The sequence below is a fragment of the Brucella daejeonensis genome (assembly GCF_014199265.1).
Taxonomy (GTDB): domain Bacteria; phylum Pseudomonadota; class Alphaproteobacteria; order Rhizobiales; family Rhizobiaceae; genus Brucella; species Brucella daejeonensis.
The window spans coordinates 299,205-324,305 of sequence record NZ_JACIJG010000004.1 but is presented as its reverse complement, the minus strand read 5'-3'; the positions used below and the strand labels follow the sequence as shown (position 1 = coordinate 324,305).

Below are 25,101 nucleotides of genomic sequence, written 5' to 3'. Positions count from 1 at the left end.
GGCGCGCACTTCAGGAGAAAACTTGTTCGTCGTCTTGCTTGTCATAGACCCTACTTCTCACGAGTTGGGGTCTCCGGCAAACTCGGTGCGGTTCAAACTCCTTGCGCCACCGGTAATACGTGAACTGCGTCACGCCGATCGTGCGAACCGCCTCGCCAACCGATTTTCCTTGCGACAGCAGAACATCGACCTGACGCAGCTTCGCGACGATCTCTTCGGGCTTATGCTTCTTCTGGGGCATTCCAACGTCCTCTCCAACGGCTCAATAGCCTACTTCAGGGAGGACCACTTTTCAGGGGGCAGGCCAGTTCGTTGGATGAAATGCCCATGCGCTTGAAGATAAGTTCAAGCTTTCGTACTTCTTCTTTATGCAAGCTTCCGTCAGCAGAGGCAGTAGCAATAAGTTCTTCAGCAACAGCGTTCTTTGAGGCCTCAGGAATATCTTTAAGGCGCTTCAACCAATCATCCAGACGAGAACGGTTTCGTTCGGCCAGACGGATTTCAGCCGCCAATCGGCTACATTCATCCTCTTGGATATTAACGTCCTTTTCGATCTGCTCTATGAGCAATGCATGTTCTCTTTGATGAAAATGTCCATCTGAAAACGCAACAATCATACCAAGCATTACACTGAGTTGTCTGGCACGATATGCAGTGCTTGCCTCTGATAGCCTGTCGTTGATTTGCGAGAAAACTAAAACTTCATCCGTCAACGTACCGGTTTTAGACGTGAAACCAGGATCGCAACTTATCCCAAAACCAAACGAAGCGCATACTGCCGACAATTCGCGCAATTTCGCCTTCGACACTGTGGACCCGACATCTACACCAACGGTCTCCGCGAGCGCCTTGATTGTTGTTGGTTCCTGCTTCAGAACAAGTGCTTCAATTAAATCGAGCGGTCGACCTTCAATCGTGAGCGCCATTTGCCGTCGGATCGCGTCCGGAAGCTTGGACGCCGCTAAAAGATTTGGCTTTTGATCTGCAATCCGTCCGAGAGCCCTGCTGTAATCGTCGAGTGCTTCGGTACACTTTTCCAAAACGTCGCGTGCTGTCGTAAGGGGTTCCGCCCGATCAGACACATCAGGAATCTTGCCGCCTCCTATGTCAATATCACAGGAGAATGTGCCACTGCACGCCTGATATCTCTTTTTCAAGCTCTTTGTGCGGCCCGGCTTAAGAACATATCCGTTCGGAAACAGCCGATTGATTTCTTGCGCGTAAGGGAGTGCAAGTTCCTGGAACGCCCTCTTCGCTGGTGTGCGAACCCGCGTTTCAGGATGACTTATCGCAAAACGCAGTAGCAAATCTGGTTCAAAAGGTAGGCCGTCTCTTACTCGTAGTCCAAGGCTAATCTTAATCGCGGTTGGAACTTCATAGCCATTTGTCTGCAACCCCGACGGCACGTCAGCAAAGTTTCGCCCCGACTTTATTTCGGCGACGGATAACAAATCAGACGCATATCGGCGGAAGGAATGATTGGAACCGAAAATATTCAAAAGACGGTGAACTTCGTCGGCCACGACATCAAAATCAGCGTGGTCATCATCCAACATCAATCGGCGTTCAAGCCCGTAGAAGTAGAGGAAAACATAGCCAATATATGTATCGGGGTCCGAGCGACCACTTGCGAGCCAAGCCAAGTATGAATGGCGCGCCGAAGGTGACATATATTCGTAAGACGGCCAATATCCCATAGTTTCGCCGAATGCGTCACCAATATTCGCTATCTGATGAGACGGATCTACCAGACAGTTTTCCTGTTCGTATCTTTGACCGTTCTTTGGCAGGTATTTTCCAAAGTAGAACATGCCATTAGTTATTTTGAACGGGCCTACCTGCACCTCTGTACCAGGCCGCACCCAATTGGCGACGCGAGGCACGGTAGTTTCGGCAGTCCGGAGACGCCTGTCATCCACTTTCGAAGAAGTGCCGTTCAGTACATTCTTATTAACCCACTCGTGAACACGGCGATTGTGCAGATCAATAGGCGAAGGTGATGGAATTACCGGAGACGAGTTTTGTCGCTCTGACGGTTCAATGAACATAACCAATTCATCATTATAATTGGCATTCACCTTAGCTTTTTTCATCATCGGTTCAGTTCTAAGAGATGCCGCAGCCGAAAATTGCGGATCAACGTCATTCAACCCCGCCATTTTTTGTCTACGCTTGCGCGCCCATGCCCAAAAAGCAGCAATCGCACACAAAGCGAGGAATACTTTAAATCCTCCGTTCGTCTCGGCTGTGTTTTCAGGTAAGCGTACAACATTGCGCCCAGGCTCCTTCCAGTCTACTGATGACTGCAACGGCTGTGAATTAAGCGTGGGTTTCGGTTCAATTACTTGCAGTCTGTCTTTCTTCGTTGCAACTTGGTCCCCTGAAACAGTCGGGGGCGCAGACGTCCCTGTGACTGTTTGCACTTCCTTTGCAGGAAACAATGCTTCCAAAGTTACTGAGTTAATGACGCCAGTAACAGAAAGTCCCTTCTGTGATTGAAATGCTTTCAATGCCTCGATGGATTTTTTACCCCAAATCCCATCAATGCTTCCTAAGCTATAGCCCTGCTCGGTAAGCGCCGCCTGAATCTCTTTAGGCGTTTTTGACTGTGCACTGGCCGAAAACCCAGAGCCGCAAAGAAATCCGACTATTACTAATAAGCAAAAAAAAGCCCGCACAAACGACTACCCCATACCCGCATGAGCGCATACTATACACGTCGCGGATGCACAGCCAATAGGTGTATTCTCGTGATCGATGCTGATATTGTATTCGACATGCGCGGAAAACTATAGAGGTCGCCGGTCATCACCCGAAGTTGCAAATCGAGGGTGTTAATCCAGTTTTTCACCGCTCTCCAATGGCCCACCGCCGATCAGTATATCTCTGACCTTATCAGCCTCAGCGTCTTCGACGGCTTCTATTCTATAAGTTTTCCCATTCGCCACTAAAAACTGCGGACCACTTAAAGCGACAGAAGACAGAACGTTACTCGCATCTGAAATGAACTCATCAATCGTCCAAAGCTTTCCAGTCTTCATAAGGAGTACATCCAACGGTTTATAGCGATGGCATTTCCAATGCCACCGTCCGAGAATACTAATTTTTATTTTACGAAATTCCTGTCAATTGCGCCGACACTAGTTTCCATTAACCAAGCTTGCGAGTGCAGTATGAACACGCATGAGCGCCTGCTTCTAGACACATGTATCGTAAGCCAATTTGCTTACAAGAATCCGCCAACCGAACTTATCACATGGGTGAAGACATTTCCGGATATTTATTTTGCCATTTCGATTTCAACGGTCATAGAAATTCAGAAAGGCATTGAAAATCTTCGCTCTTGCGGTTCCGCTCGCGCAGATGCGCTGGAGGAATGGCTGGACCAACTGATCGCTAGTGACCTTCTGTGTTTGAACCACGATGTCAAGACTGCCCGGATAATTGGTCGAATGATTTCTATTCCCGCCTTAAAATCCCTCTGGATTCCGGATCCCAACTCAAAAAAGCCCAAGCTCGGACAAGACCTTCAGATTGCAGCGGCTTCAATTCGATATGGCATTCCCATCGCGACGGCGAATATTAGCGATTTCTTGCAAATCCACGAGTGGTTCGAACTGCCGGGCCTATGCAATCCGATAACGGATACGTGGCATGTGGGCGATTTTAATCCAAGCATAAAGGCTTGACTCTCGCAAAATGTTCTTGTTATGTTCTTTTCATGAAACACGCGCTCACCCATTCCCCGAAGCTAACATCGCGCTCCGCAGAGCGCGATGTTAGCCGCGTGCTTCGAATGCGTTTCATCTGATTGCTGAATTTCAATTATTCACTGGCGGCTATTTCGGCCACCGCAATCAGAGGGAACACTGATGTTCCATTCCATTGCTGATCAGCGTCTGGCGGATGCCAGATTGAATGCCTCAACTCGTACATTTCCGCCATCACAAGTCTTGAAATGTCGTGGGGAGGCCCTCTTTCGTTCCCAGCGAACGAGAAATTTAGCTTGCCTATTTGACCTAGATCCCAATGTGCATGCCTGGACCTGTTTGCCTGTATTGCTGCGATTTGGCGACGGTTATCATGTTCCTGATTTCGCAGTTCGAAGGTCGGACGGCGATTATCTCGTGGACACGACACCACCGCCTGAGTGGGCAATCAAAGCGGCGGAATCTGAGGGCTGGAGTTATGACTGTGTCAGTTACAAGCCCGACGATAATCATGCATTCATTGCGAACGCAGCAGACCTGTTGCCATACGCGCAGAATTCAACGATTTCACTTTCAGATCGCGTAAGATTGCTGGCTGCTCTTGATGATGACGGCCCTCTTGCGCTCAAACACTGCATCCAATTGGTACGCGGGACCGCCGACCCGATGTCGGCCATTGCGACTCTGTATTTTTCCGGCGAGATCAGCTTCGATCTCACTGAGAGGATATCTCCGGAAACACGCGTTTCCCGAACATAATTCACCTACAAGTTCCTGAATGATGCAAATCGGCATTCGATGTCCGATAACGAGGAGGCTTGCCATGAGCAATCTGAATTATTTAGCTGAAACGATCAATACGCTCGAAAAATTGGTCAACGATCTCAAGGTTTTACGCGAGGGCAAACAACCTGACCTGAATCTCCTGGATAACAGCCCATTTCTTAACGACTGGGTTCGAACGACACGCTCATTGCCTTGCCTGGAGGGAATGGTTCTAGACCACAGGTCGCTTTCCAGATTTACGGCGTCTCATCCGGTGGGTTTCCCGCCGGATTTTTTATGTACGCTACAGCCTCGCGAACGACCGATTCCCCCCTCAAGCGCATTCCATGAGCGTGCCATGCCGGTTTATGCCATTCTTGCAATCGCCATCTTCTCCGAAGTCGTCGGGACATTGAGCCTCAAGGCATCGGAGGGGTTTACGCGACCAGGACCGTCCCTGGTCGTTATCGTCGCTTATGGTCTCGCCTTCTACTTCCTCTCACTGACGCTGAGGAGCATTCCCGTCGGTGTGGCCTATGCCGTCTGGTCGGGGATCGGCGTCACACTCGTAGCCCTGATCGGCTGGCTGATCTTCGGGCAGAAACTCGATGTGGCGGCTGTATTTGGCATGGGACTTATCATCGCCGGCGTGATCGTGCTCAACCTGTTTTCGAATACCGCCCAACATTGAATTTCATCACAGGCGACGACAGCTTCATATCGCCGTTGCCCGCCAGTGAATCGAAATTACCGGTTCGAAACCCGTCATATCCGCAGTTTCCTTGTTATTTGCGGTTGATTGGTGCTAAAGGCGGACATATCCCATTGGTTTAAGCAGCCGCTTTTAACAAGTATCAACTTCGCCTTATCAGTCAGGAAAAAGGAATGTCCGGTTTCAAATCCGATTTTCTTCGCACGCTTTCCGAGCGTGGCTTCATTCATCAGATTTCCGATGAAACGGGCCTCGACGAATTGTTGGCCAAGGAAACCGTGACAGCCTATATCGGCTTCGATCCAACGGCCCCCAGCCTGCATGTCGGCAGTCTGATCCAGATCATGATGCTGCACTGGCTCCAGCAAACCGGCCACAAGCCCATCGCGCTGATGGGCGGCGGCACCGGCATGGTTGGCGATCCGTCTTTCAAGGATGAAGCGCGCCAGTTGATGAGCGAAGACACGATTGCCGAGAACATCGCCGGCATCAAGCGCGTCTTTGCGAATTACCTTACCTTCGGCGACGGCCCGACCGATGCGCTGATGGTCAATAATGCCGACTGGCTGCGCAACATCAACTATCTCGAATTCCTGCGCGATGTGGGCCGTCATTTCTCGGTCAATCGTATGCTCTCCTTCGATTCCGTGAAGCTGCGCCTCGACCGTGAGCAGTCGCTGTCCTTCCTCGAATTCAACTATATGATCCTGCAAGCCTACGACTTCGTGGAACTGAGCAAGCGTCACGATGTGCGCATTCAGTTGGGCGGCTCCGATCAGTGGGGCAACATCATCAATGGCATCGATCTTGGTCACCGCATGGGCACGCCGCAGCTTTATGCGGTCACCTCTCCGCTTCTGACCACCGCGTCGGGCCAGAAAATGGGCAAGTCGCTCGGCGGCGCCATCTGGCTCAATGCCGAGATGCTGAGCGTTTATGACTTCTGGCAGTACTGGCGCAACACCGAAGATGCCGATGTGGAACGCTTCCTGAAGCTTTACACGACGCTGCCGCTGGATGAGGTCGCAAAGCTGGCAGCCCTCGAGGGCGTGGAAATCAATGAGGCCAAGAAGGTTCTGGCAACCGAAGTGACGGCCATGCTGCATGGTCGCGATGCTGCCGAAGAGGCGGCGGAAACCGCTCGCAAGACTTTCGAGGACGGCGTATTGTCGGAAAACCTTCCGACAATCGGCGTTCACAAGGCAACGCTGAACAGCGGTATCGGTGTTCTGGCCCTCATGGTTCTGGCCGAGCTTTGCACCACCAACGGCGAAGCCCGCCGTCATGTCGAAGGTGGCGCCGTGCGCATCAACGATGAGCCGGTCAGCGATCCCCGCATGACCGTCGACGGGAGCGCGCTGAACGATCAGGGCGTGATAAAGCTTTCACTGGGCAAGAAGCGTCACGTGTTGATCCGCCCGGCATAAGCAAAGCCTCTATCGAATGAAAGCCGGGCGCGAGTCCGGCTTTTTTCATTTGTACGTTCCTTGTTAAAGCGAAATCGCGGAAACATACGTAATATATTGTTTTAAAACTAAAATTCGAAGATAGACCGGAAGATACCCGGCGCGATAACGGAGATCGGATTGACGATAACCTGAGGCTGCTTGGCATTGCCTGTCAGCTTGTAGGTGATACCGATAAGACCACGATCCCGGCCGTTGCCCAGCAATGCGCCGAAGATAGGCAATTCGCCAAACAGCCTGTTGACGCCATATGCAGGCATGAATGTGCCGGTGATCGACATATCACCCTGTTTGTCATAGAGCGTTCCCTGAAAGGTCGTACCGATCGTTGGGCTTCGAATCACGCCCTTCGACAGGTTCAGATAACCGTTGCCCTTTTCGATAAGGGAGAAGCCGCGCTCGACGTCTACCCGCGAAACGTCAATGTCGCGCTTGACTGCCTGATTGAGGCTCGTCCCGCCGCTGGGAGGCGGGCTGGAAACGATCTTGGCGAGACGCGGTTCATCGATGATCGAGAAGTTGCGCGCGTCGATCTGTCCGCGAAGAGGCCCATCGCCCTGCGCCGCAAGTCCTACCGTGATCTTGCCGCCGCGCATCTTGTCATAAAAATCGAAGAAGCGGAGCACTGCGCCCGCATCGTTGGATTGCAACGAAATGGAGCGCGCATCGCCCTGATCGTTATTCGTGGCAACAAAGGATTCGCCCGACGACGTGGCTGCATTGACCGACACACCAGAAATACTGCTGCCCGCGCTTTCATAGGAGACAGCGACATTGCGCAGGGTCTCGCTGTTGAAACCGGCCACTTCATCGATCTGCGCGCTGACAACCACGCGCGGATTGTTTGTCTTCTTCCCGCCACCGGTCTTTTCACCAAGATCGGACACTTGCTTGATCAGGGCGCGGGCGTCTAATCTGGAACCGCGGACATTGACCCGGTAGCCGCCCGAGCCTTTGGTCGCCTTGACCGCGATGCTGTCGTTCCGGCTGAGCCTGAACTCGCTGAAGTTGGCGGATTGAAGATCGCCTTTGGCAATCGACAGACCGCCCTTGACACCGAACGCATCGCCCGAAAAGACAAGGTTATCGATGTCGATCTTGCTCTTGTCTTCCTTGCCCTGAACAAGATCGAAGGTCGCTTTCGCAGGCACACCCGAGCCTTTGCGCCAGCCGAGCCAAGGCAGATCGATCTGCGTCTTGCCAAGATCGGCGGAAACGCGACGCTTGCCGCCGTTCTCCATGCCAAGATCCACGGATATCGGACCCGAGAAAACGGAGTTCAGGCCGGGAAAGACCGTATCGCGGGTCTTATCATCGATCTCAAGTTTGATCTTCTGCTCACGCTTCACCGGACCCGCACGCTCAACTGGCTCCGTCATGCTTATTTTTGCAGGAATACCGTCCAGTTTTGCATCAGCGGTGATGAGAGCGGCCGACTGATCGACCTTGATCGTTCCGGTCGCATCGCTGACGGACGATCCGGCTATGGGCCTAGAAATCTGCAAGTCGTTGAAGCCGATATCCGCGTTCCAGGTCAAAGTTCCGGGCGGCGCGCCCTTTGAAACAGCGAAATTCACCTTCACGCGCGAGTTCACATCGCCCGTCACGTCTTCCGGCAGGAACGGTACATTCTTCAGCACATCGATCGGCTTGTTCCCGGCGATTTCCGCAATTGCCGATGCCTCACCGGAAACCCCGAGATCGAGCTCGGCGATAACCGGGCGCTGCGGTCCCCATGGAATGATGAGCGTGCCGTCCGATACGTCCACCTTCCGGTTATTCGGTGTGTAGGCCACGCCTTTCGACAGCTTGATGGTTGCATGAGCCCCGCGAACGGATATTTCACCATTCGCATCACGCACAGGCGGCAGTTCTCCGACCACATCGAAACGCGTGTCGGACACATTGAAGTCGGCCTTGATCTCGTCGCCCGTCAGCGGAGGCGGCAGGCCGGGTCCGTTGAACCTGCCACCCGCCAGCGAAATGTCGATACGGCTGTCCTTCAAAATTCCGCCAAAAAGGTTTTTCAGCACCCATTCGCGTGCGCCGTCCGCCACATCGATGGGCCAGAGGTGCTTGGCATCGGCAACCGGCATATGGGGAATGCGCAGCATGAAGATCATTTCCGGCGAGCCATCGCCAAAGCCCATGCTTCCCTGTCCGAACAACCGACCGGTTTCGGTCTGCACGTCGAGATTGGCAAACTGGATGCGCTGCTGATCCGCCATATAGCGCCCGGCAATACGTGTCGCGAATTGCAGGGGCGGCTCGGTCGATTCCAGCGGCATACTCGTCGCCGATGTGGTCAGCACCTCGAAGCGGTATGTCGGGCGACTTGCATTGTCTTCAGCCTCCGGGGCCGGCCCGAAGGCACCGTTGAACTGCGCCTGAAGCCCGCCCAGTTGCAACTGCGACGGTTTGATCTCGATCTTGCGGCTGCCCACCTTATGTTCGAGACTGAGGCGGATTCCGCCGCGCACGTCATCGACCTTGCCGATCTGCATATCCACGTTGTCGAGGGCAAGTTCGGCAGTAAGGCTTTCAGGGTTGTCGCCATCAACCGTGGAGCCCGTCAATGACAGGCGCGCTGATGCTTCCAGTTCGAAATGGGCCGGATTAACCCGATTGCCATTGATAGTTGGAGCAACCTTGAGCGGCGATCCCATGGAAACAGGAATATCGCTGATATTCAGCTGAAAACCGCTGAGACTACCATCGGCGACCTTGCGGTCGATCCCTCCGTCCAGCGCGATTTTCTTGCCCTGCCAGACAGCGCTCCCAACGATGGCGATCTTTCCATTACTTTCGGTAAGGCGCGCGTGCTCGATATCCAGTACCTGTTGTTCGTCGTCCACCTTGAACGTGACGGTACTGTTGAAAATTCCGATGGAGCGCGTGTCCTGAGCCCGCAGGAGTTCGAGGCTGCGCCGCATGGCCGCAAAAAGCTCTCCTGAAACAGCATCGAAATCGATAATGCCGCGCTCATCATAGGGCAGCGATTTCCAGAAACCGGCTCCCTGCGTTTCCGGCATATCGAAGGAAGCCCCTTCAACCTCAAGCTGGGCGACCCGCATCTTGCCGGTCAACAGCGGAAGCGGCGCAAGTCCCAACCGCACGGATTTGATCCCGCTGATTTCCACGCCCTGTTTCGGATCGGCTATGGATACATCGCGAGCTTCCAGCGCGACATGGCTGTCCTGATCGAGTGATAGCGCCGCGCTGCCGATAGAAGCTGAAGCACCTTCTCCCAGTATATGCGTCAGGCTCTTCTGCGCTTCATCGCGCAGAAGATTGCTGTCCACGCCGCTGCGCAAAACGACGAAACCGGCACCGACCAGCAGAACCAGAAGAATGCAAATCGATACGAAAGCATGAGAACAACGTGACACAACGGAGCGGCTCGAACGCATCGGGCCGGTCAAAAGACAGCTCTCGCCATCGGCAGCGAGACGCTCGATTCTTTTCATTTCCCGCTTGCTGAAGCGGATTCTCTGCGGTTTCTCTGTCAACAACCCAGCCAGAAAGTGAGTGCCCTATCGAACGACTTCTCTGATATTACTTCATACGAAAATCGTAATCGCCTGATTTATAACCCGTTATCCACCTTTCACACACACTTGCACCGCAGCCTCGTGCGATCGGCTGGCGCCGCCACGACACCGGCATCAATGGTTGCACAAGCCCTGCCTGAATGCGATAGCTCGACTTTAACAGGTGGTTTCCATCCTAATCCATAAAAGAAAGGCACAGATATGGCTCATCCCCAAGTTGGCGATACGGCACCCGATTTCACTTTGCCTTCCGACAATGGCGAAATCTCCCTGTCGTCTCTCAAGGGCAAGCCTGCCGTTATCTATTTCTACCCGAAAGACGACACATCCGGCTGCACCAGGGAGGCTATTGCATTTTCGCAATTGAAACCGGAATTCGACAAGCTCGGTATTCGGGTCATCGGCCTCTCCCCCGACAGCGCGACCAAACACGCAAAGTTTCGCAAGAAGCACGACCTGACCGTCGATCTCGCCGCGGACGAGGATCGCGTGGCGCTCGAAGCTTACGGAGTCTGGGTGGAGAAGAGCATGTATGGCCGCAAATATATGGGCGTGGAACGCACGACATTCCTGATCGGCGCGGACGGACGCGTGGCGCAGGTCTGGAACAAGGTCAAGGTCGACGGTCACGCCGAAGCCGTTCTGGAAGCCGCGCGCAAACTGAACGATGACTGACCGGCATTCATTCGAACAGACGCTGCGCGGCAACGCCATCCGGGCTATTTGCGCCAGCAATCTGGACGACAAGGTACGGCTGACGCGGGAGACCGCCCTGCGTTGGTTCGGACGAACGCTTTCAGTGCGCAGCCCGCTCGACCCGCCTTTGCCCGAACGACCCGGACGCCCCGAAAAGCCGGAGCTTGTGCCGCCTCGCATGTTGAAGAAGCGGTCCCTCAACACGGAACATGGGCGTATCGCGCTCATGCACGCACTTGCGCATATAGAACTGAATGCCATCGATCTCGCGCTCGACATCGTGGCCCGGTTTGCCGCAAAGTCCATACCGCGCAGCTTCTTCGACGGATGGATGAAAGTTGCAGACGACGAAGCGCGACATTTCACACTGTTGCGCAACCGTCTCAGATCGCTTGGAGCCGACTACGGCGATATGCCCGCGCATGACGGGTTGTGGCAATCGGCACACCAGACGCGCAACGACCTTGAAGCCCGTCTCGCGGTCGTTCCGCTTATTCTGGAAGCGCGCGGGCTCGACGTTACGCCGTCGCTGCTTGAAAAGATGATCGAGACCGGCGACCGCGAAACCGCGGCCATTCTCGATGTCATCTACAACGACGAGAAAACCCATGTGGCGGTTGGCGCAAAATGGTTCAGGTTCTTCTGTGCCCGTAACCGGATCGACCCCGCAGCGCGCTTTCAGCAACTTGTTCGCGCCAATTTCCGCGGCGATCTGAAGCCACCCTTCAACGAACTGGCGCGGGCTGAAGCCGGACTAACGCCTTCCTTCTATCGCTCCCTGTCGCCCCTATCGATATAGCTCCTTCCAAGCCGGAAAACCGGTGCACACGGCCCACGCAAGCCTCGAATGTAAAGGTCTGTTAACCCTAATAAGTTGTAATCGCGTCAGGGAATTCATAAGGGGCCATGCGGCTGGCATGACGGAGAAACAGGCAAGAATATCGAAGCATAAAGTGTCCGGCGAGCACAGGGAGCCGCCGGTCGTGATTCTTGCTCGCGGCGATAAAATCAGCCATTTCGTGTTCCGCCCATGGATGGTGGCGTTTGGCGGTGCGGCCCTCCTCGCGCTCTCGGCCAGTTATCTCGGGGCAACCGCCTATCTCGTGCTTCGCGACGATCTCATGGACGCCGGCGTCGCGCGTCAGGCGCGCAACGAACAGCTTTACGAAGATCGGATTTCGGCTCTCCGCACCGAGGTCGACCGGATCACCAGCAGGCAGATGCTTGACCAGCATGTCATGGAGAACAAGGTCGCCGAACTCATGCAGCGGCAGCAGGTGTTGAGCGCTCGCGACGGCAAACTGGCCCCGCTGCTGGAACGCGCTTCGCAACTCCAGCCCATGCCCGACATGCCCATGGAAAGTGCCCTGAAGGTGGAGCGGCATAGCCTGCTCATTCCCAACGACGCCTTGGGCGGGCGCGACTTTCCCGGTATAGACCCCATCATCACCGGTCCCATACCGGGAAAGACCCCGGAAGCAAAGCCTGATCGTCGGGCAGAGGCCGCTCCTTTGAGACTGCGCCTTTCCGGCGGGGTATCGGGCGAATCGACGCTGGAAAGATCGGACAAGATACTGGCCGCCATCAGCGGGAACCTGCACCGCATCGAAAGCGAACAGAACGGCAAGCTGCGCAGGCTTGCCGATGCCGCCTATGAGAAAGCCGACGACATCATCGACAGGCTGAACGCCGCCGGACTGAACATCGAAGCGCCCGATAACGGTCGTGCGGCAATGGGTGGTCCACTCATTCCGGTCTCGTCTCCCGGCACCATCGTCAATGCGTTCGATATGCAATTGCAGAATCTTGACAGTGCGCTCGATCGGCTCGAACAGCTGCGCCGCCGTGTCAGCACCCTGCCGCTTGCCAATCCCGCGCCCGGCAATCCGGTAACGAGCCTTTTCGGCACACGTCGCGATCCGTTTCTAGGTACGGCGGCTTTTCATTCGGGCGTCGATTTTCGCGCCACTTACGGGCAAGCCGTGAAAGCCACCGCTGCGGGCACGGTTCTGAAAGCAGGTCGGTTCGGCGGCTATGGCAATATGGTGGAGATCGATCACGGCAACGGATTTTCGACGCGCTTCGCTCATTTGAGCCGCGTTCTGGTGCGTGACGGGCAACGCGTCGCGAGGGGAACAGTTGTCGGCCAAGCCGGAAGCTCCGGTCGATCAACCGGTAGTCATCTGCACTATGAAGTCCGGGAGAATGACCGCGCGGTCAATCCGGTCAATTTCCTGAAGGCGGGCAAACAGATAGAACCGTTACTATGATCCGCATGAAAAACCCGGCTGGATGCCGGGTTTTTCAATCGTCTAAAGTTCGCGAAAATCAGTCGATATCATCGATCAATTCGCCGCTGCCATGGATGCGATGCGCAAGCGCGGCTTCCATGAACGGCGTGACCGAACCATCCAGCACTTCCTGCGGATTGGTGCTTTCGACGCCCGTGCGCAGATCCTTGACGAGCTGATATGGCTGAAGCACGTAGGAGCGAATCTGATGCCCCCAACCGATGTCGGTCTTGGTGGCGTTCACCGCATCTGTCGCTTCTTCGCGCTTCTTCAGTTCCTCTTCATAGAGGCGAGCGCGCAGCATGGACCACGCTTTTTCGCGGTTCTTGTGCTGTGAGCGTTCCGCCTGACACTGCACGACGATACCGCTTGCGATATGCGTGATACGCACCGCCGAGTCGGTCGTGTTGACGTGCTGACCGCCTGCACCAGAAGCGCGATAGGTATCGATACGAACATCGGCTTCCGTAACCTGCACATCGATATTGTCATCGATGACAGGATAAACCCAGATGCTGGCAAAGGAAGTGTGGCGGCGAGCGTTGGAATCGTATGGCGAAATCCGCACCAGGCGATGTACGCCGGATTCGGTCTTCAGCATACCGTAGGAATTGTGCCCCTTGACGAGAATGGTCGCGGACTTGATGCCCGCTTCTTCGCCTTCGTGCACTTCCATAACCTCAACCTTGCGCCCGTTGCGCTCGGCCCACCGCGTATACATGCGCAGAAGCATCGAGGCCCAATCCTGGCTCTCGGTACCGCCCGCGCCCGCATGAACTTCCAGATAGGTGTCGTTGGCGTCGGCTTCGCCGGACAGAAGCATGTCGATCTGGCGACGGTCGATTTCTTCCTTCAGTTCGCGAATGGCGTTTTCCGCGTCCTCAATAATCGACTTGTCATCCTCCTCCTCGCCCATGGCGATGAGTTCGATGCTATCGTTCAGCGTTTGCGTGAGGTGATTGATACCATTGATGCTGTCTTCCAGCTGCTGACGCTCACGCATCAGCTTCTGTGCTTCCTGGGCATCGTTCCACAGTGTGGGATCTTCGGCTCTCTGATTGAGATAGCCAAGACGTTTTATCGCCTGATCCCAGTCAAAGATGCCTCCTCAGCAGGCTTATGGCCTGCTGGATTTCGTCAACCAGCGTCTCGATTTCCGCGCGCATGGGCAGATCGTTCCTTCAATATCGATTATTCATTCCAGGAAGTCGAGCCATCCGTTAACGAGGCTCGGACTCTCGCGCCGGACAAGGGGTCCGGGCGCCGCGGACCATAGTGAGCGCGCGGCGCGGTGTAAAGGGTAAAGCCTGCTTTCGCGGTCAGTAAAGTCCGCCAGAACCGGAGTTGATCGCGCGTGTTGCCTGCGGCGATTGAGGTGCAACCGGCGAGCCTTCGCGGAACGATCCCATACCGATGACCGAATAACTGTCAGACGGCCCCGTGCCCGGCTTGAAAGCTTCCATGATAACGTTCGGATCACCCTGATTGGCGCGCATACCGGTCTTGCGGTTGATCGCGAGAACGGTCATCCCTTCCGGGACACGGAAGTCGACCTTCGGCGCTCCTGCCAGAGCCTGTTCCATGAAGGACTTGAACACCGGTGCAGCCAGACCGCCGCCCGTACCACCCCGACCGAGCGATGCCGGCGTATCGTAGCCCATGAAAACGCCGACCACGAGATCGGGCGTGAACCCCACGAACCAGGCATCCTTTTCATCGTTCGTCGTGCCGGTCTTTCCAGCCAGCGGACGGTCGAGACTTTGCAGGATTCGCGCCGTGCCGCGCTGAACCACACCTTCCATCATCGAGGTGATCTGATAGGCAGTCATCGGATCGAGCACCTGATCGCGGTTATCGATCAGCACCGGCTCTTCCTGATTAGCCCATTCCTGTGTGTTGCAACCTTCGCACTGCCGGCCGTCGTGTTTGAATACGGTCTTGCCGTAACGGTCCTGAATACGGTCGATCATCGACGGCGTTATGCTCTGTCCGCCATTCGCAATGATCGAATAGGCCGTCACCATGCGCAAAACCGTGGTTTCGCCAGCGCCGAGCGACATGGAAAGAACCGGCAGCATCTTGTCGTAGATTCCGAAACGCTCTGCATATTCTGCAACGAGCTTCATCCCCATATCCTGCGCCAGGCGCACGGTCATGACGTTACGCGACTGTTCGATACCATAGCGCAGCGTCGAGGGGCCGGAGAACTTGCCGGAATAATTCTTCGGCGCCCACACGCCGAGTGTACCGCCCTGATCGACTTCCAGCGGACCGTCGAGAACGACCGACGCGGGTGTGTAGCCGTTATCGAGAGCGGCAGAATAGACGAACGGTTTGAACGAAGAACCCGGCTGACGATAGGCCTGCGTCGCACGATTGAATTCCGACTCGGCATAGGAGAAACCACCGACCATGGCCAGAACACGGCCCGTATGCGGATCCATGGCCACCAGTGCGCCCTCGAGCTTCGGCGGTTGCTGGAGGCGATAGCGGGAGTCCCCCTGCCTGGAGACATAGACTATATCGCCCGGCTTCAAGACGCCTTCCGGCGATTTTGCACTCGTCCGCTTGTCGCCGATATGAATGACGCGCATCGCCCATTTCATATCTTCGGCGGAGATGAATGCCCGCTTGCGTTCCTTGCTGCGGGAACCGGACGCTTCGAGCGGAGGCTGCAGACCGATATCCGCGCCAGCTGCCGAAACGTTGAGAACGATTGCAAGCTGCCATTCCGGTACGTCGGAATAGGAGTCCATATCGCCGAATGCGGTGCCCCAGTCGTTGCCCAGTTCGACATTTTTCATCGGGCCACGCCAGCCGCGCACTTCGTCATAACGGAGCAAGGCGGACTGCAAGGATTTGCGAGCCTCGATCTGCAAGGTCGGATTGAGTGTCGTGCGGACCGAAAGCCCCCCCTCGTAAAGGGCGTCGACGCCATATTTCTGAATGATCTGGCGGCGCACTTCCTCAGTGAAATATTCCGATGCGAAAACATAATGCGCATCCGAACGCTGCTTGACGCCCAACGGTTCTTTCTTGGCGGTTTCCGCTTCTTCCACAGTGATGTAGCCGTTTTCATTCATGCGATCGATCACCCAGTTACGGCGTTCGATTGCACGTTCCGGCTGGCGGAAGGGATGATAGTTGTTCGGCCCCTTCGGCAGCGCGGCGAGATATGCGCTTTCGGCGATGGAGAGTTCGCCCACGGACTTGTCGAAATAGGTCAGCGCAGCGCTGGCAATGCCGTAAGACCCCAGGCCAAAGAAAATTTCGTTGAGATAAAGTTCGAGGATGCGATCCTTGGAATAAGCCTGCTCGATACGCATGGCCAGGATGGCTTCCTTGATCTTGCGATCATAGGTCTGCTTCGACGTCAGAAGGAAATTCTTAGCCACCTGCTGCGTGATCGTGGAAGCGCCGACGGGGCGCCGACCGGAACCCATATTCTTGATATTGGTCATCATTGCGCGGGCCAAGCCGACAAAGTCGAGACCATGATGTTCGTAGAAGGTCTTGTCTTCAGCCGAAACGAAAGCGGCCTTGACGCGGTTTGGGACAGCCTGGATCGGCAGATAAAGGCGACGCTCACGCGCGAATTCCGCCATCAGGCTACCGTCCGAAGCGTGAACGCGCGTCATTACCGGGGGCTCGTATTTCGCGAGCACCTCATAGTCTGGCAAATCTTTCGTGAGACTTCCGACGTAAAGAGCGACGCCACCTGCAACGAGGAGCATCAGCACCGTACCGATCCCGAAGAAATATCCGATAAGCCTTACCATGAATCCGGAATCCTGCCTTCAGACTATTTATATCATAGGGCGCGCAACAGAAACCGCCAACCCTTCACCCAATTTTGCCGTATGGCCTCTGTTGGCTTAGTGACCAGCAAATGAGTCAAAGGCAAGATCGTTTACGTGTTTTTACCAATTTAACGCGGTCGGTTTCATAAACGCAGCAAAAATACCCCAAACTGTTGCACACATGCATCTTATAAGCTTTTCATCATATAATCTGCCAGCGGACGAGGAAAACAGCGATGGTCCTAGTGTGGTGGATTTGAAGTTCCTCTCATTTGCATGGCATCCATGTTTAGGAACTTCAAATCCGTAAACCACACTAGATTCAATATCTTGCTAGCGTGGCTTTGAAACCGAAATTCGTTCTCAACACTGCTCCAAAGTGATACGAATTTCGGTTTCGCCACACTAGCCCTTGGTCAGGCGTGCCGGATGCTTCAGCACTTTGAACGCTTTCACGGCCAGTGCGAGGCGATCCGCCAGCTTCTTTCGCCATTCCGGATCGCTGATCAATTTTTCGTCCTCGGCGTTCGACAGATAGCCGATCTCGATGAGAACGGACGGTACGTCCGGAGCCTTCAACACCTGAAACCCCGCGAAACGGTGCGGATTATTGATGAGATTCACCTGCCCCTGCAACTTGCCGATGACTTTTTCGGCGAAACTCAGCGAGAAAGTATGGGTCTCACGCCGCGTCAGATCGAGGAGAATATCGGTCACTTCAGGCTGCTCCTCCGGCAATGCGCCACCGAGGCTGTCTGACCTGTTTTCGCGCTCCGCCATGGCGCGCGCGACGGAATCCGACGCCTTGTCCGAAATCGTATAGACCGTCGCGCCGCGAATAGCGTTCTGGTTGATCGTGTCTGCATGAATGGAAATAAAAAGGTCGGCCTCGTGCTGACGCGCAATCCGAACCCGTTCCGAAAGCCTCAGAAACGTATCGTCGTCGCGCGTCATCAGAACCCGAATATTCTTTTCCCTGGCAAGGCGATCCCGCAATTCGCGACCGAAGGCGAGCGTCAGCTCTTTCTCCTTGATTCCGCTCAGGCTCTCCGCTCCGCTGTCAATGCCGCCATGCCCCGGATCGATCATAACCGTAAAGGGACGGGTCGCCCGATCTTCGCTCACCGCCCGAACCGGCTTTTCACCGGCTTCGGTGGAACTTGTGATTTCCTGGCGACTTTTCAGTTGCTCGGCAAATTCCCGGTCCGACGAAGCAACGATGTCAGCCACGAGCCGGTACCCCGATGCGCTTTCATTTTTGAGAACGCGGAGATCTTCGACCTTGAAGGGACCGCGCAAGGTAAGGATCAGTCGGGAACGCCCCTTGCCGACGAGGCCGTAGCGCACCCGCGACACCAACCCTCTCGCCGCGAGGCTGTCCTCATCGAAACCGAAACGCGTTTCGGGCAAGTCGACGACAAGACGATGCGGATTATCCAGCAGCAAGGTGGAAAGCTTCGGCTCGCGGTCAAACATGACGACGACCCGCATCCGCAAATCATCGCCAGCCATACGAAAAGTGAGCGCGGAAAGCGGCGAACTCACCCGGTCCGCCGTAAAAGCAGGCAGGGCTTGAACCAGCAAAGCTGAGAACAGAACCAGCATTACCAACAGGCATCTGGCACCCGGCAATCTTGTCACAGCGTTTTCAGCGCTTCGAAAATGCATTGGCCGCCACAATCAAAAACGTTATCGAATAACCGGCATCAATAATCGCGATACCGGTACTTTTGCCCCTGCACCCGCTCGCCCGAACATCTGTCTTTTTGATACGCATCTTGTTCCGAAAATCGCTTCAGACTTTTCGGGATGCGCTTCAAACACTCGTACAGAACTACAGTTAATGAAGGATTTCCAGCCGTATTTCCACCTTGAATGAGGCCTATACTCGGCTTTCGGCAAAATTGCGATACGAATGTCAACTGATATTCGTACTTGTCATCCTTCAAACGAGATCATAAAAGCTAAGACAGGTTACGGCGAACTATCAGAATCGTTTGCCGGTTCTCTAAAAGAACCGCAAGGAATGATAGCGAAAACAGCGGCATATTCATCCGCCGCCCCGGTGACCGGCACAGAATTCAGCGGAGATGTGGCTCCCCCGCCCTCCGTTTCTATCGGCCGACTGCGCATCTTCACGCGCTGTCGCCATCGCTCGAAAAGAGCAAAGAGGTCGACCCGGCTTTTCCGGGTCATATATGAGGTCGTTTCGTTCGGAACAGCTATGGGTCAAGCAAGACTGACCATTGCGAGCCTGAAGACCGTGATCGCCACGAGGCCGTCGCGCGCGGAGGCATCAGCTTTTATTCCAACGAACCCAGAACCATCCGGCAGATGCATCGCAGTGAGCATGGCAGCCCCTAGGGTATTGTCCGGCGCACGCGTCTTGCGTCTTTGCGCCGGCAGGAAAGACAATAATGTCCAACAAAATGCTTATCGATGCCTCCCACCCGGAGGAGACCCGCGTTATCGTCACACGGGGCAACAAGATTGAAGAATTCGACTTCGAGTCGGAACATAAGAAACAGCTGAAAGGCAATATATATCTGGCGCGCGTGACCCGCGTCGAACCTTCGCTGCAGGCTGCATTCGTGGAATATGGCGGCAATCGTCATGGCTTCCTCGCATTTTCGGAAATCCATCCCGATTACTATCAGATTCCGGTAGCGGATCGTCTGGCTCTGCTCGAAGCCGAGGCAAAGGCTGCGCGGGCGGAAGATGACGAAGACGAGCCGCGCTCCAAGAGTGATCGCAGCGACCGTTCGCGCCGCAATCGCCGCCGCGGCCGTCGTGACGGCCAGAATGGCGATACGACTGCCAACAGCGCCGAGAAGAACCTGCCTGCTGCCGAGCCCGTCGGTCCCGCTTTTGAGAATTACGTACCGGGAACACCGGCTATCGCGCTCTCGCAGAAAGGCGACGTGATCTCCGAAGCAGTCGACAGCGGCGATGAAGACGATGTCGAACACGAAGAGGACATGGTTGAATCGGTCGGCTCGGAAGACGCTCTGGAAGAACTTCCGACCCATAGCCGCACCAATCGCCGCCAGTACAACATTCAGGAAGTGATCAAGCGTCGCCAGATTCTTCTGGTGCAGGTCGTCAAGGAAGAGCGCGGCAACAAGGGTGCAGCTCTCACCACCTATCTCTCGCTTGCCGGACGTTATTCGGTGCTGATGCCCAATACGGCGCGCGGCGGCGGAATTTCGCGCAAGATTACCAATCCGCAGGACCGCAAGCGCCTGAAGGACATCGTCAAGGATCTCGAAGTGCCGCAGGGCATGGGCGTGATCCTGCGTACCGCCGGCGCGAACCGCACCAAGGCGGAAGTCAAGCGCGATTACGAATATCTGATGCGCCTTTGGGAAAATGTGCGCACGCTGACGCTGCAATCGACGGCGCCCGCCCTCGTCTATGAGGAAGGAAGCCTCATCAAGCGTTCCATCCGCGACCTTTACAACAAGGACATCGCGGAAATTCTCGTTTCCGGCGAGAACGGCTATCGCGAGGCCAAGGATTTCATGCGTATGCTCATGCCGAGCCACGCCAAGGTGGTCCAGCCCTATCGCGACCAGATTCCGATCTTCACGCGCAACGGCGTTGAATCCCAGCTCGACCGTATGCTTCTGCCGCAGGTCACGCTGAAATCGGGCGGTTATCTGATCATCAATCAGACGGAAGCCCTTGTCGCCATCGACGTCAATTCGGGCCGCTCGACGCGTGAGCACTCCATCGAGGACACCGCGCTCCAGACCAATCTCGAAGCGGCCGAGGAAGTCGCGCGCCAGTTGCGCCTGCGCGACCTCGCGGGTTTGATCGTCGTCGATTTCATCGACATGGAAGAAAAGCGCAACAATCGCGCTGTCGAAAAGAAAATGAAGGAATGCCTGAAGGACGACCGCGCCCGCATTCAGGTGGGGCGGATTTCGCACTTCGGTCTTCTGGAAATGTCACGCCAGCGCATCCGCGCATCTGTGCTCGAAAGCACGATGCAGGTCTGCCAGCATTGCGGCGGCACCGGCCATATCCGCTCGGATTCATCGATGGCGCTGCATATCATTCGCGGCATTGAGGACTACCTGCTGCGTCATTCCGGCTTCGACATTCATGTTCGTACACCGGCTGCTTCGGCACTTTACGTGCTTAATCACAAGCGCCAGCTCCTGGCCGATCTGGAAGGCCGCTTCGGCGTCGCGATCAGCATCGATGCCGACGATAGCGTCGGTCATCAGCATTTCGTTATCGACAAGGGCGCACCGTCGACCCGCCCTGTGACCCAGCCTCCGGTGCAGCCTATGGCTTACATCGAGGACGACATCGAAGATCCGGAAATTCCGGTCGATGAGGATGAAGCCGAAGAAGAAGCAAAGGCTGATATTCAGGCTCGCGAAGATCAGGGAGAGGAAGGCGACCGCAAGCGCCGTCGCCGCCGTCGCCGTCGTGGTGGCCGCGATCGTGAAAACCGCGAGCAGACCGTACAGGCCGATGGTGCTTCGGACGAGGAATCCGATGAGGATGACGATACGGTCGAGGAAGCCCGCGACGATTCCCTGGCCGCATCGAGCGAAGAGGAACGCCGCAAGAAGCGTCGTCGCGGTCGCCGGGGCGGACGAAAGAACCGTCGTGACGACGAACCGCGCGGCCGCAAGGTTCCAGATCCTGAGTTCGTCGGCTATACGCCTGTGCTGGTAGCGGTCGAGGCCGAGCAAACGGTAGCCGAAGAGGTTTCTGCGCCTGCGGTGACTGAGACGGTTGAGGTCGTGGAGGCCGTTGCGCCTGCCGCCGAAGAAGCCGCTTCCGAAGAAAAAAACGCCAAGCCTGTGCGCAAGCCGCGTGCCCGCAAGGCCGTGAAATCGGAAGAAGCAGCCGAAGAGGTTGTGGCGGTCGAGGCCGAAGAGAAGCCTGCCAAGCCGGCACGCAAGACCCGCGCGCGCAAGAAAGCCGCAGATGAAGCACCTGCCGAACCGGTTGCGTCCCCAGAGGAAGCCGAACCGGCAAAGCCGAAGCGGCGTACCCGCAAAGCTGCCGCAAAGCCGGTGGTGGAGGTCGAGGAGACCGTAGCGGTCGAAGCCGAAGTGGCGACCGTAACCGAACCTCAGAAGAGTGCTGAGCCGGTCGTGACTTCGAGCGAGAGCGAAGGTGAGGAGCAGAAACCCAAGCGCGCCGGTTGGTGGCAGAAGAAGGGCTTCTTCTGAGCGGGTTGATGGATGAAATGAAAAACCGGCGGAAACGCCGGTTTTTCTTTATCTTTCAAGATCAGGGTCAGGACCTATTAGAGCGCCGATCTGGTTCAGTCAGATCGAAACGCGCTCTAACACATGAATGTGGGAGTCAGGCTTTCTGCTGAGGGAGCCAGCTTTCGAGCCTGCGAACGGCTTCCTGCATCTCTTCGATCTTTCCGGCATAGGAAAAGCGCATCGTGCGATGTCCGTCCAGCGGATCGAAATCGCGGCCGGGCGTCGCCGCAATGTTGATTTCCGCGATCATCCGGCGGGCAAATTCCATACTGTCATTGGTAAATCGTGAGACATCGCAATAGGCATAGAATGCGCCATCCATGGGCGCGGCCAGACTCAACCCCATGCGCGGCAGATGGTCCAGCAGAATACGACGGTTCCGACGATAGCGATCTTTCACGCGCTCCAGTTCGTCGGTTGCGTGGAATGCCTCGATAGCAGCCCGCTGCGATAGTTCCGGCGCCGAGATATAGAGGCTCTGGCCCAACCGTTCGACTGCGCGAATATCGCTTTCCGGCAAGACCATCCATCCGATACGCCAGCCGGTCATGCAATAATATTTGGAGAACGAATTGATGATCGTCACGTCGTCAGCGATTTCCAGCGCAGTCACATCCTCGGCCTCATAGGAAAGCCTGTGATAGATTTCATCGGAAATCACCCGGATATCCAGTTTGCGGGCCGTTTCGACGATCGCTTTCAATTCCGTTCTGTCAATGACCGCACCGGTAGGGTTAGCGGGGCTCGCAAACAGCACACCCTTGAGCGGCTTTTCGGCATGTGCGGCGGCAAGCGCCTCGGCAGTCAGGGATGCCGTAGTTCCGTTACCCGTAGGAATTTCCACGACTTCCAGGCCAAGAGCCGTCAGAATGTTGCGATAGGCAGGATAGCCGGGGCGCGTGATCGCGACCCGGTCACCGGGATCGAAATAGACCACGAAAGCCAGATTGAAGGCGGCGGAAGAACCGGTGGTCACAGCAATTCGTTCGGGAGAAACCGAAACGCCGTAATGATCGGCATAATGAGCGGCAATGGCCTCCCTCAATTCGATCAAGCCCAAAGCGTCGGTATAACCGATGCGACCATCCTTGAGGGCGCGCTCCGCCGCCTGACGGACGATCATCGGTGCCGGGTCGGCCGGTTGCCCCACGGCCATCGAGATGATCGGGTGTCCCGCGGCACGACGCCGGTTGGCCTCAGCCAGTACATCCATGGCGTGAAAGGGCTCAACCGCGCTGCGGCTCGAAAGAGTGACCAACTTTACCTCCAGAAAATTGCGAATGGCGCTTTCTTTATCCGCCGTATAATCGCCGGATTGCTAAAGCAACAGACTGTTTTGAGAAAATGCGACCAAATTACGAGACAATGCTGCCGTAACCTGTCCATGATTTAACACACAGGCTATAAGATTCGCGCCGATTTCGAGAAGGAAGAACAATACTATGGGGACGATGACTGCACCTTTCCCAGGCAGAAGACTTTCTTTCCGTGCTTTGGTTCGCCGTTCGGTCGCGACGGTGGCTGCGCTGACCATAGCCGTTACGAGCGCCCTGCCCGCCTCCGCGCAGACGCGCGGTCGCGGCGTCCCCATTGTTCGGGACGCGGAGATTGAGGCGCTCGTGGCCGATTATGCTGCACCAATCCTCAAGGCAGCCCGCCTCGGCGGTCGCGGTGTGCGGGTCATTCTGGTCAATTCCCCCAGCTTTAACGCCTTCGTCGACGGGCGGCGCATATTCATTAATACCGGCGCCATCATGCAGGCGGAGACGCCAAATGAGATCATCGGCGTCATTGCACACGAATCAGGGCATCTCGCGGGCGGCCATCAAGATCGGCTGCGTGAACAGCTGAGCCGTGCCCGCACCATGGCGATCATCGGTATGCTTCTGGGTGTCGGGGCTGGCGTCGCTGGCGCTGCGAGCGGCAGTGGCGGCGCAGCCGGGGCTGGAGCGGGCGTTGCGCTCGGCACCAATGAAATGGCGATGCGCAGCCTTATGAGCTATCAGCGCACCGAAGAAATGACGGCGGACCGCCTTGCGGTGAATTACCTCAATGCAACCGGCCAATCGACAAAGGGTATGCTGGACACGTTCGAGCGCTTCGCATCGGCCTTGTCTCTATCGGGCACGCAGATCGATCAGTATCGCATCAGCCACCCTCTCCCGCGCGAACGCATCGCCAATCTCGAAGAACTCGCCAGGAAGAGTCCTTATTTCAACAAGACAGATTCCCCGGCATTGCAGCTTCGCCACGACATGGCCCGCGCAAAGATCGCGGCCTATTCCGGCAATATGGGCGCATTGCAGCGTATGTTCCGCAATAATCCCGGAGGCCTTCCGGCCCGCTATGGCAATGCCATCACGACCTATCTGAACGGATCGGCGCGGACAGCCCTGCCGAAGTTCGATGCTCTCATCAAGGAACAGCCGAAGAACCCCTATTTTCAGGAAATGCGAGGCGAGGTTCTGATCAAGGCAAACAACGCATCGGGCGCGGCAAAAGCCTTTCAGAAGGCGGTTTCGCTCGATCCGCGCAAGTCGCCGCTTCTGCGCATGAGCTATGGTCGAGCGCTGATGCTGACCGGCTCCAAGGCGAATATGCCGACAGCCATCAAAGAGATCAGGGCGGGCATAGCTTCCGATCCCGAGTTTCCCGGCGGCTACGGCTATCTCGCGCAAGCCTACGGACAGCAAGGAAATATGGCGCTTGCCGATCTTGCCACCGCCGACATGAACTATTATTCGGGCAAGCTCCGGCAGGCGCAGATATTCGCCATCCGCGCACAAAAACAGATGAAGCCCGGCTCGCCGAACTGGCTGCGCGCGCAAGACATCATCAACGCCAAGAAGTCAAAATAGTACATCGGGCAAGCC

17 protein-coding genes and 1 pseudogene are annotated in these 25,101 nt (G+C 55.9%); 9 read left to right on the top strand and 9 right to left on the bottom strand.

Translation table 11 applies throughout. The features are described 5' to 3' along the window. Positions 1-94: 94 nt before the first annotated feature. From FHS76_RS07360 to FHS76_RS07350, 3 genes and pseudogenes are all read right to left on the bottom strand, one after another. Positions 95-241: pseudogene (locus FHS76_RS07360) on the bottom strand (transposase); the annotation flags it as partial. Positions 242-275: 34 nt separating this feature from the next. Next, positions 276-2,678: a TerB N-terminal domain-containing protein gene (locus FHS76_RS22780; RefSeq protein ID WP_183650132.1), complete on the bottom strand. Its 2,403-nt coding sequence runs from the start codon at positions 2,676-2,678 to the stop codon at positions 276-278. Between the two features lie 156 nt (positions 2,679-2,834). Beyond that, on the bottom strand, positions 2,835-3,041 hold the full coding sequence (locus tag FHS76_RS07350) for a hypothetical protein (protein ID WP_183650129.1): 207 nt from the start codon (positions 3,039-3,041) through the stop codon (positions 2,835-2,837). Between the two features lie 132 nt (positions 3,042-3,173). Here FHS76_RS07350 and FHS76_RS07345 point away from each other — a divergent pair, with 132 nt between their 5' ends. The 4 genes from FHS76_RS07345 (at position 3,174) to tyrS (ending at position 6,614) form a co-directional block, all read left to right on the top strand. Beyond that, positions 3,174-3,689: a PIN domain-containing protein gene (locus tag FHS76_RS07345; protein ID WP_183650127.1), complete on the top strand. Its 516-nt coding sequence runs from the start codon at positions 3,174-3,176 to the stop codon at positions 3,687-3,689. A 183-nt stretch (positions 3,690-3,872) separates the two neighbouring features. Beyond that, a complete protein-coding gene (locus FHS76_RS07340; protein ID WP_183650125.1) occupies positions 3,873-4,469 on the top strand; it encodes a hypothetical protein in 597 nt (198 codons plus the stop codon). A 364-nt stretch (positions 4,470-4,833) separates the two neighbouring features. Further along, complete coding sequence (locus FHS76_RS07335; protein ID WP_183650180.1) at positions 4,834-5,166, top strand: DMT family transporter; 333 nt, start codon at positions 4,834-4,836, stop codon at positions 5,164-5,166. Positions 5,167-5,360: 194 nt separating this feature from the next. Beyond that, complete coding sequence (tyrS, locus tag FHS76_RS07330) at positions 5,361-6,614, top strand: tyrosine--tRNA ligase (RefSeq protein ID WP_183650122.1); 1,254 nt, start codon at positions 5,361-5,363, stop codon at positions 6,612-6,614. A 107-nt stretch (positions 6,615-6,721) separates the two neighbouring features. Here tyrS and FHS76_RS07325 read toward each other — a convergent pair whose 3' ends face one another. Beyond that, positions 6,722-10,120 carry a DUF3971 domain-containing protein gene (locus FHS76_RS07325; RefSeq protein ID WP_183650119.1) on the bottom strand — a complete coding sequence of 1,133 codons (3,399 nt, stop codon included), beginning with the start codon at positions 10,118-10,120 and terminating at the stop codon, positions 6,722-6,724. 285 nt (positions 10,121-10,405) lie between these two features. Here FHS76_RS07325 and FHS76_RS07320 point away from each other — a divergent pair, with 285 nt between their 5' ends. From FHS76_RS07320 to FHS76_RS07310, 3 genes are all read left to right on the top strand, one after another. Further along, positions 10,406-10,879, top strand: a complete 474-nt coding sequence (locus tag FHS76_RS07320; protein ID WP_183650116.1) for a peroxiredoxin — start codon at positions 10,406-10,408, stop codon at positions 10,877-10,879. Continuing rightward, entirely contained in the window at positions 10,872-11,699 is an 828-nt protein-coding gene (locus tag FHS76_RS07315) for a ferritin-like domain-containing protein (protein ID WP_183650113.1), read from the top strand. Before FHS76_RS07320 ends, FHS76_RS07315 begins: the two co-directional genes overlap by 8 nt. 118 nt (positions 11,700-11,817) lie before the next feature. Continuing rightward, entirely contained in the window at positions 11,818-13,170 is a 1,353-nt protein-coding gene (locus tag FHS76_RS07310; protein ID WP_183650110.1) for a M23 family metallopeptidase, read from the top strand. Positions 13,171-13,228: 58 nt separating this feature from the next. On the opposite strand, the gene prfB is transcribed toward FHS76_RS07310, so the two are convergent. The 4 genes from prfB to FHS76_RS07290 all read right to left on the bottom strand — a co-directional run bounded on the left by prfB (position 13,229) and on the right by FHS76_RS07290 (position 19,406). Then, positions 13,229-14,357, bottom strand: a protein-coding gene (gene prfB / locus FHS76_RS07305; protein WP_183650107.1) for a peptide chain release factor 2 whose coding sequence is annotated in 2 segments (ribosomal slippage) — positions 13,229-14,287 and positions 14,289-14,357 — 1,128 coding nt in all. Because the reading frame shifts where the segments join, the coding sequence is not laid out codon by codon here. A 153-nt stretch (positions 14,358-14,510) separates the two neighbouring features. After that, positions 14,511-16,970 (bottom strand): penicillin-binding protein 1A, encoded by a 2,460-nt coding sequence (locus tag FHS76_RS07300; RefSeq protein WP_183650104.1) that lies wholly within the window; start codon positions 16,968-16,970, stop codon positions 14,511-14,513. A gap of 426 nt (positions 16,971-17,396) precedes the next feature. Then, positions 17,397-18,659, bottom strand: coding sequence for an N-acetylmuramoyl-L-alanine amidase (locus FHS76_RS07295; protein ID WP_183650101.1), 1,263 nt, complete (start codon positions 18,657-18,659; stop codon positions 17,397-17,399). 561 nt (positions 18,660-19,220) lie between these two features. Next, positions 19,221-19,406 (bottom strand): hypothetical protein, encoded by a 186-nt coding sequence (locus FHS76_RS07290; protein WP_183650098.1) that lies wholly within the window; start codon positions 19,404-19,406, stop codon positions 19,221-19,223. Between the two features lie 2 nt (positions 19,407-19,408). On the opposite strand from FHS76_RS07290, the gene FHS76_RS07285 reads away from it, so the two are divergent. Further along, positions 19,409-22,186: an Rne/Rng family ribonuclease gene (locus FHS76_RS07285; RefSeq protein WP_183650095.1), complete on the top strand. Its 2,778-nt coding sequence runs from the start codon at positions 19,409-19,411 to the stop codon at positions 22,184-22,186. A gap of 136 nt (positions 22,187-22,322) precedes the next feature. On the opposite strand, the gene FHS76_RS07280 is transcribed toward FHS76_RS07285, so the two are convergent. Next, positions 22,323-23,486, bottom strand: a complete 1,164-nt coding sequence (locus tag FHS76_RS07280; protein WP_183650092.1) for a pyridoxal phosphate-dependent aminotransferase — start codon at positions 23,484-23,486, stop codon at positions 22,323-22,325. Between the two features lie 184 nt (positions 23,487-23,670). Here FHS76_RS07280 and FHS76_RS07275 point away from each other — a divergent pair, with 184 nt between their 5' ends. Continuing rightward, a complete protein-coding gene (locus tag FHS76_RS07275; protein WP_183650090.1) occupies positions 23,671-25,086 on the top strand; it encodes a M48 family metalloprotease in 1,416 nt (471 codons plus the stop codon). The last annotated feature ends 15 nt before the right edge of the window (positions 25,087-25,101 follow it).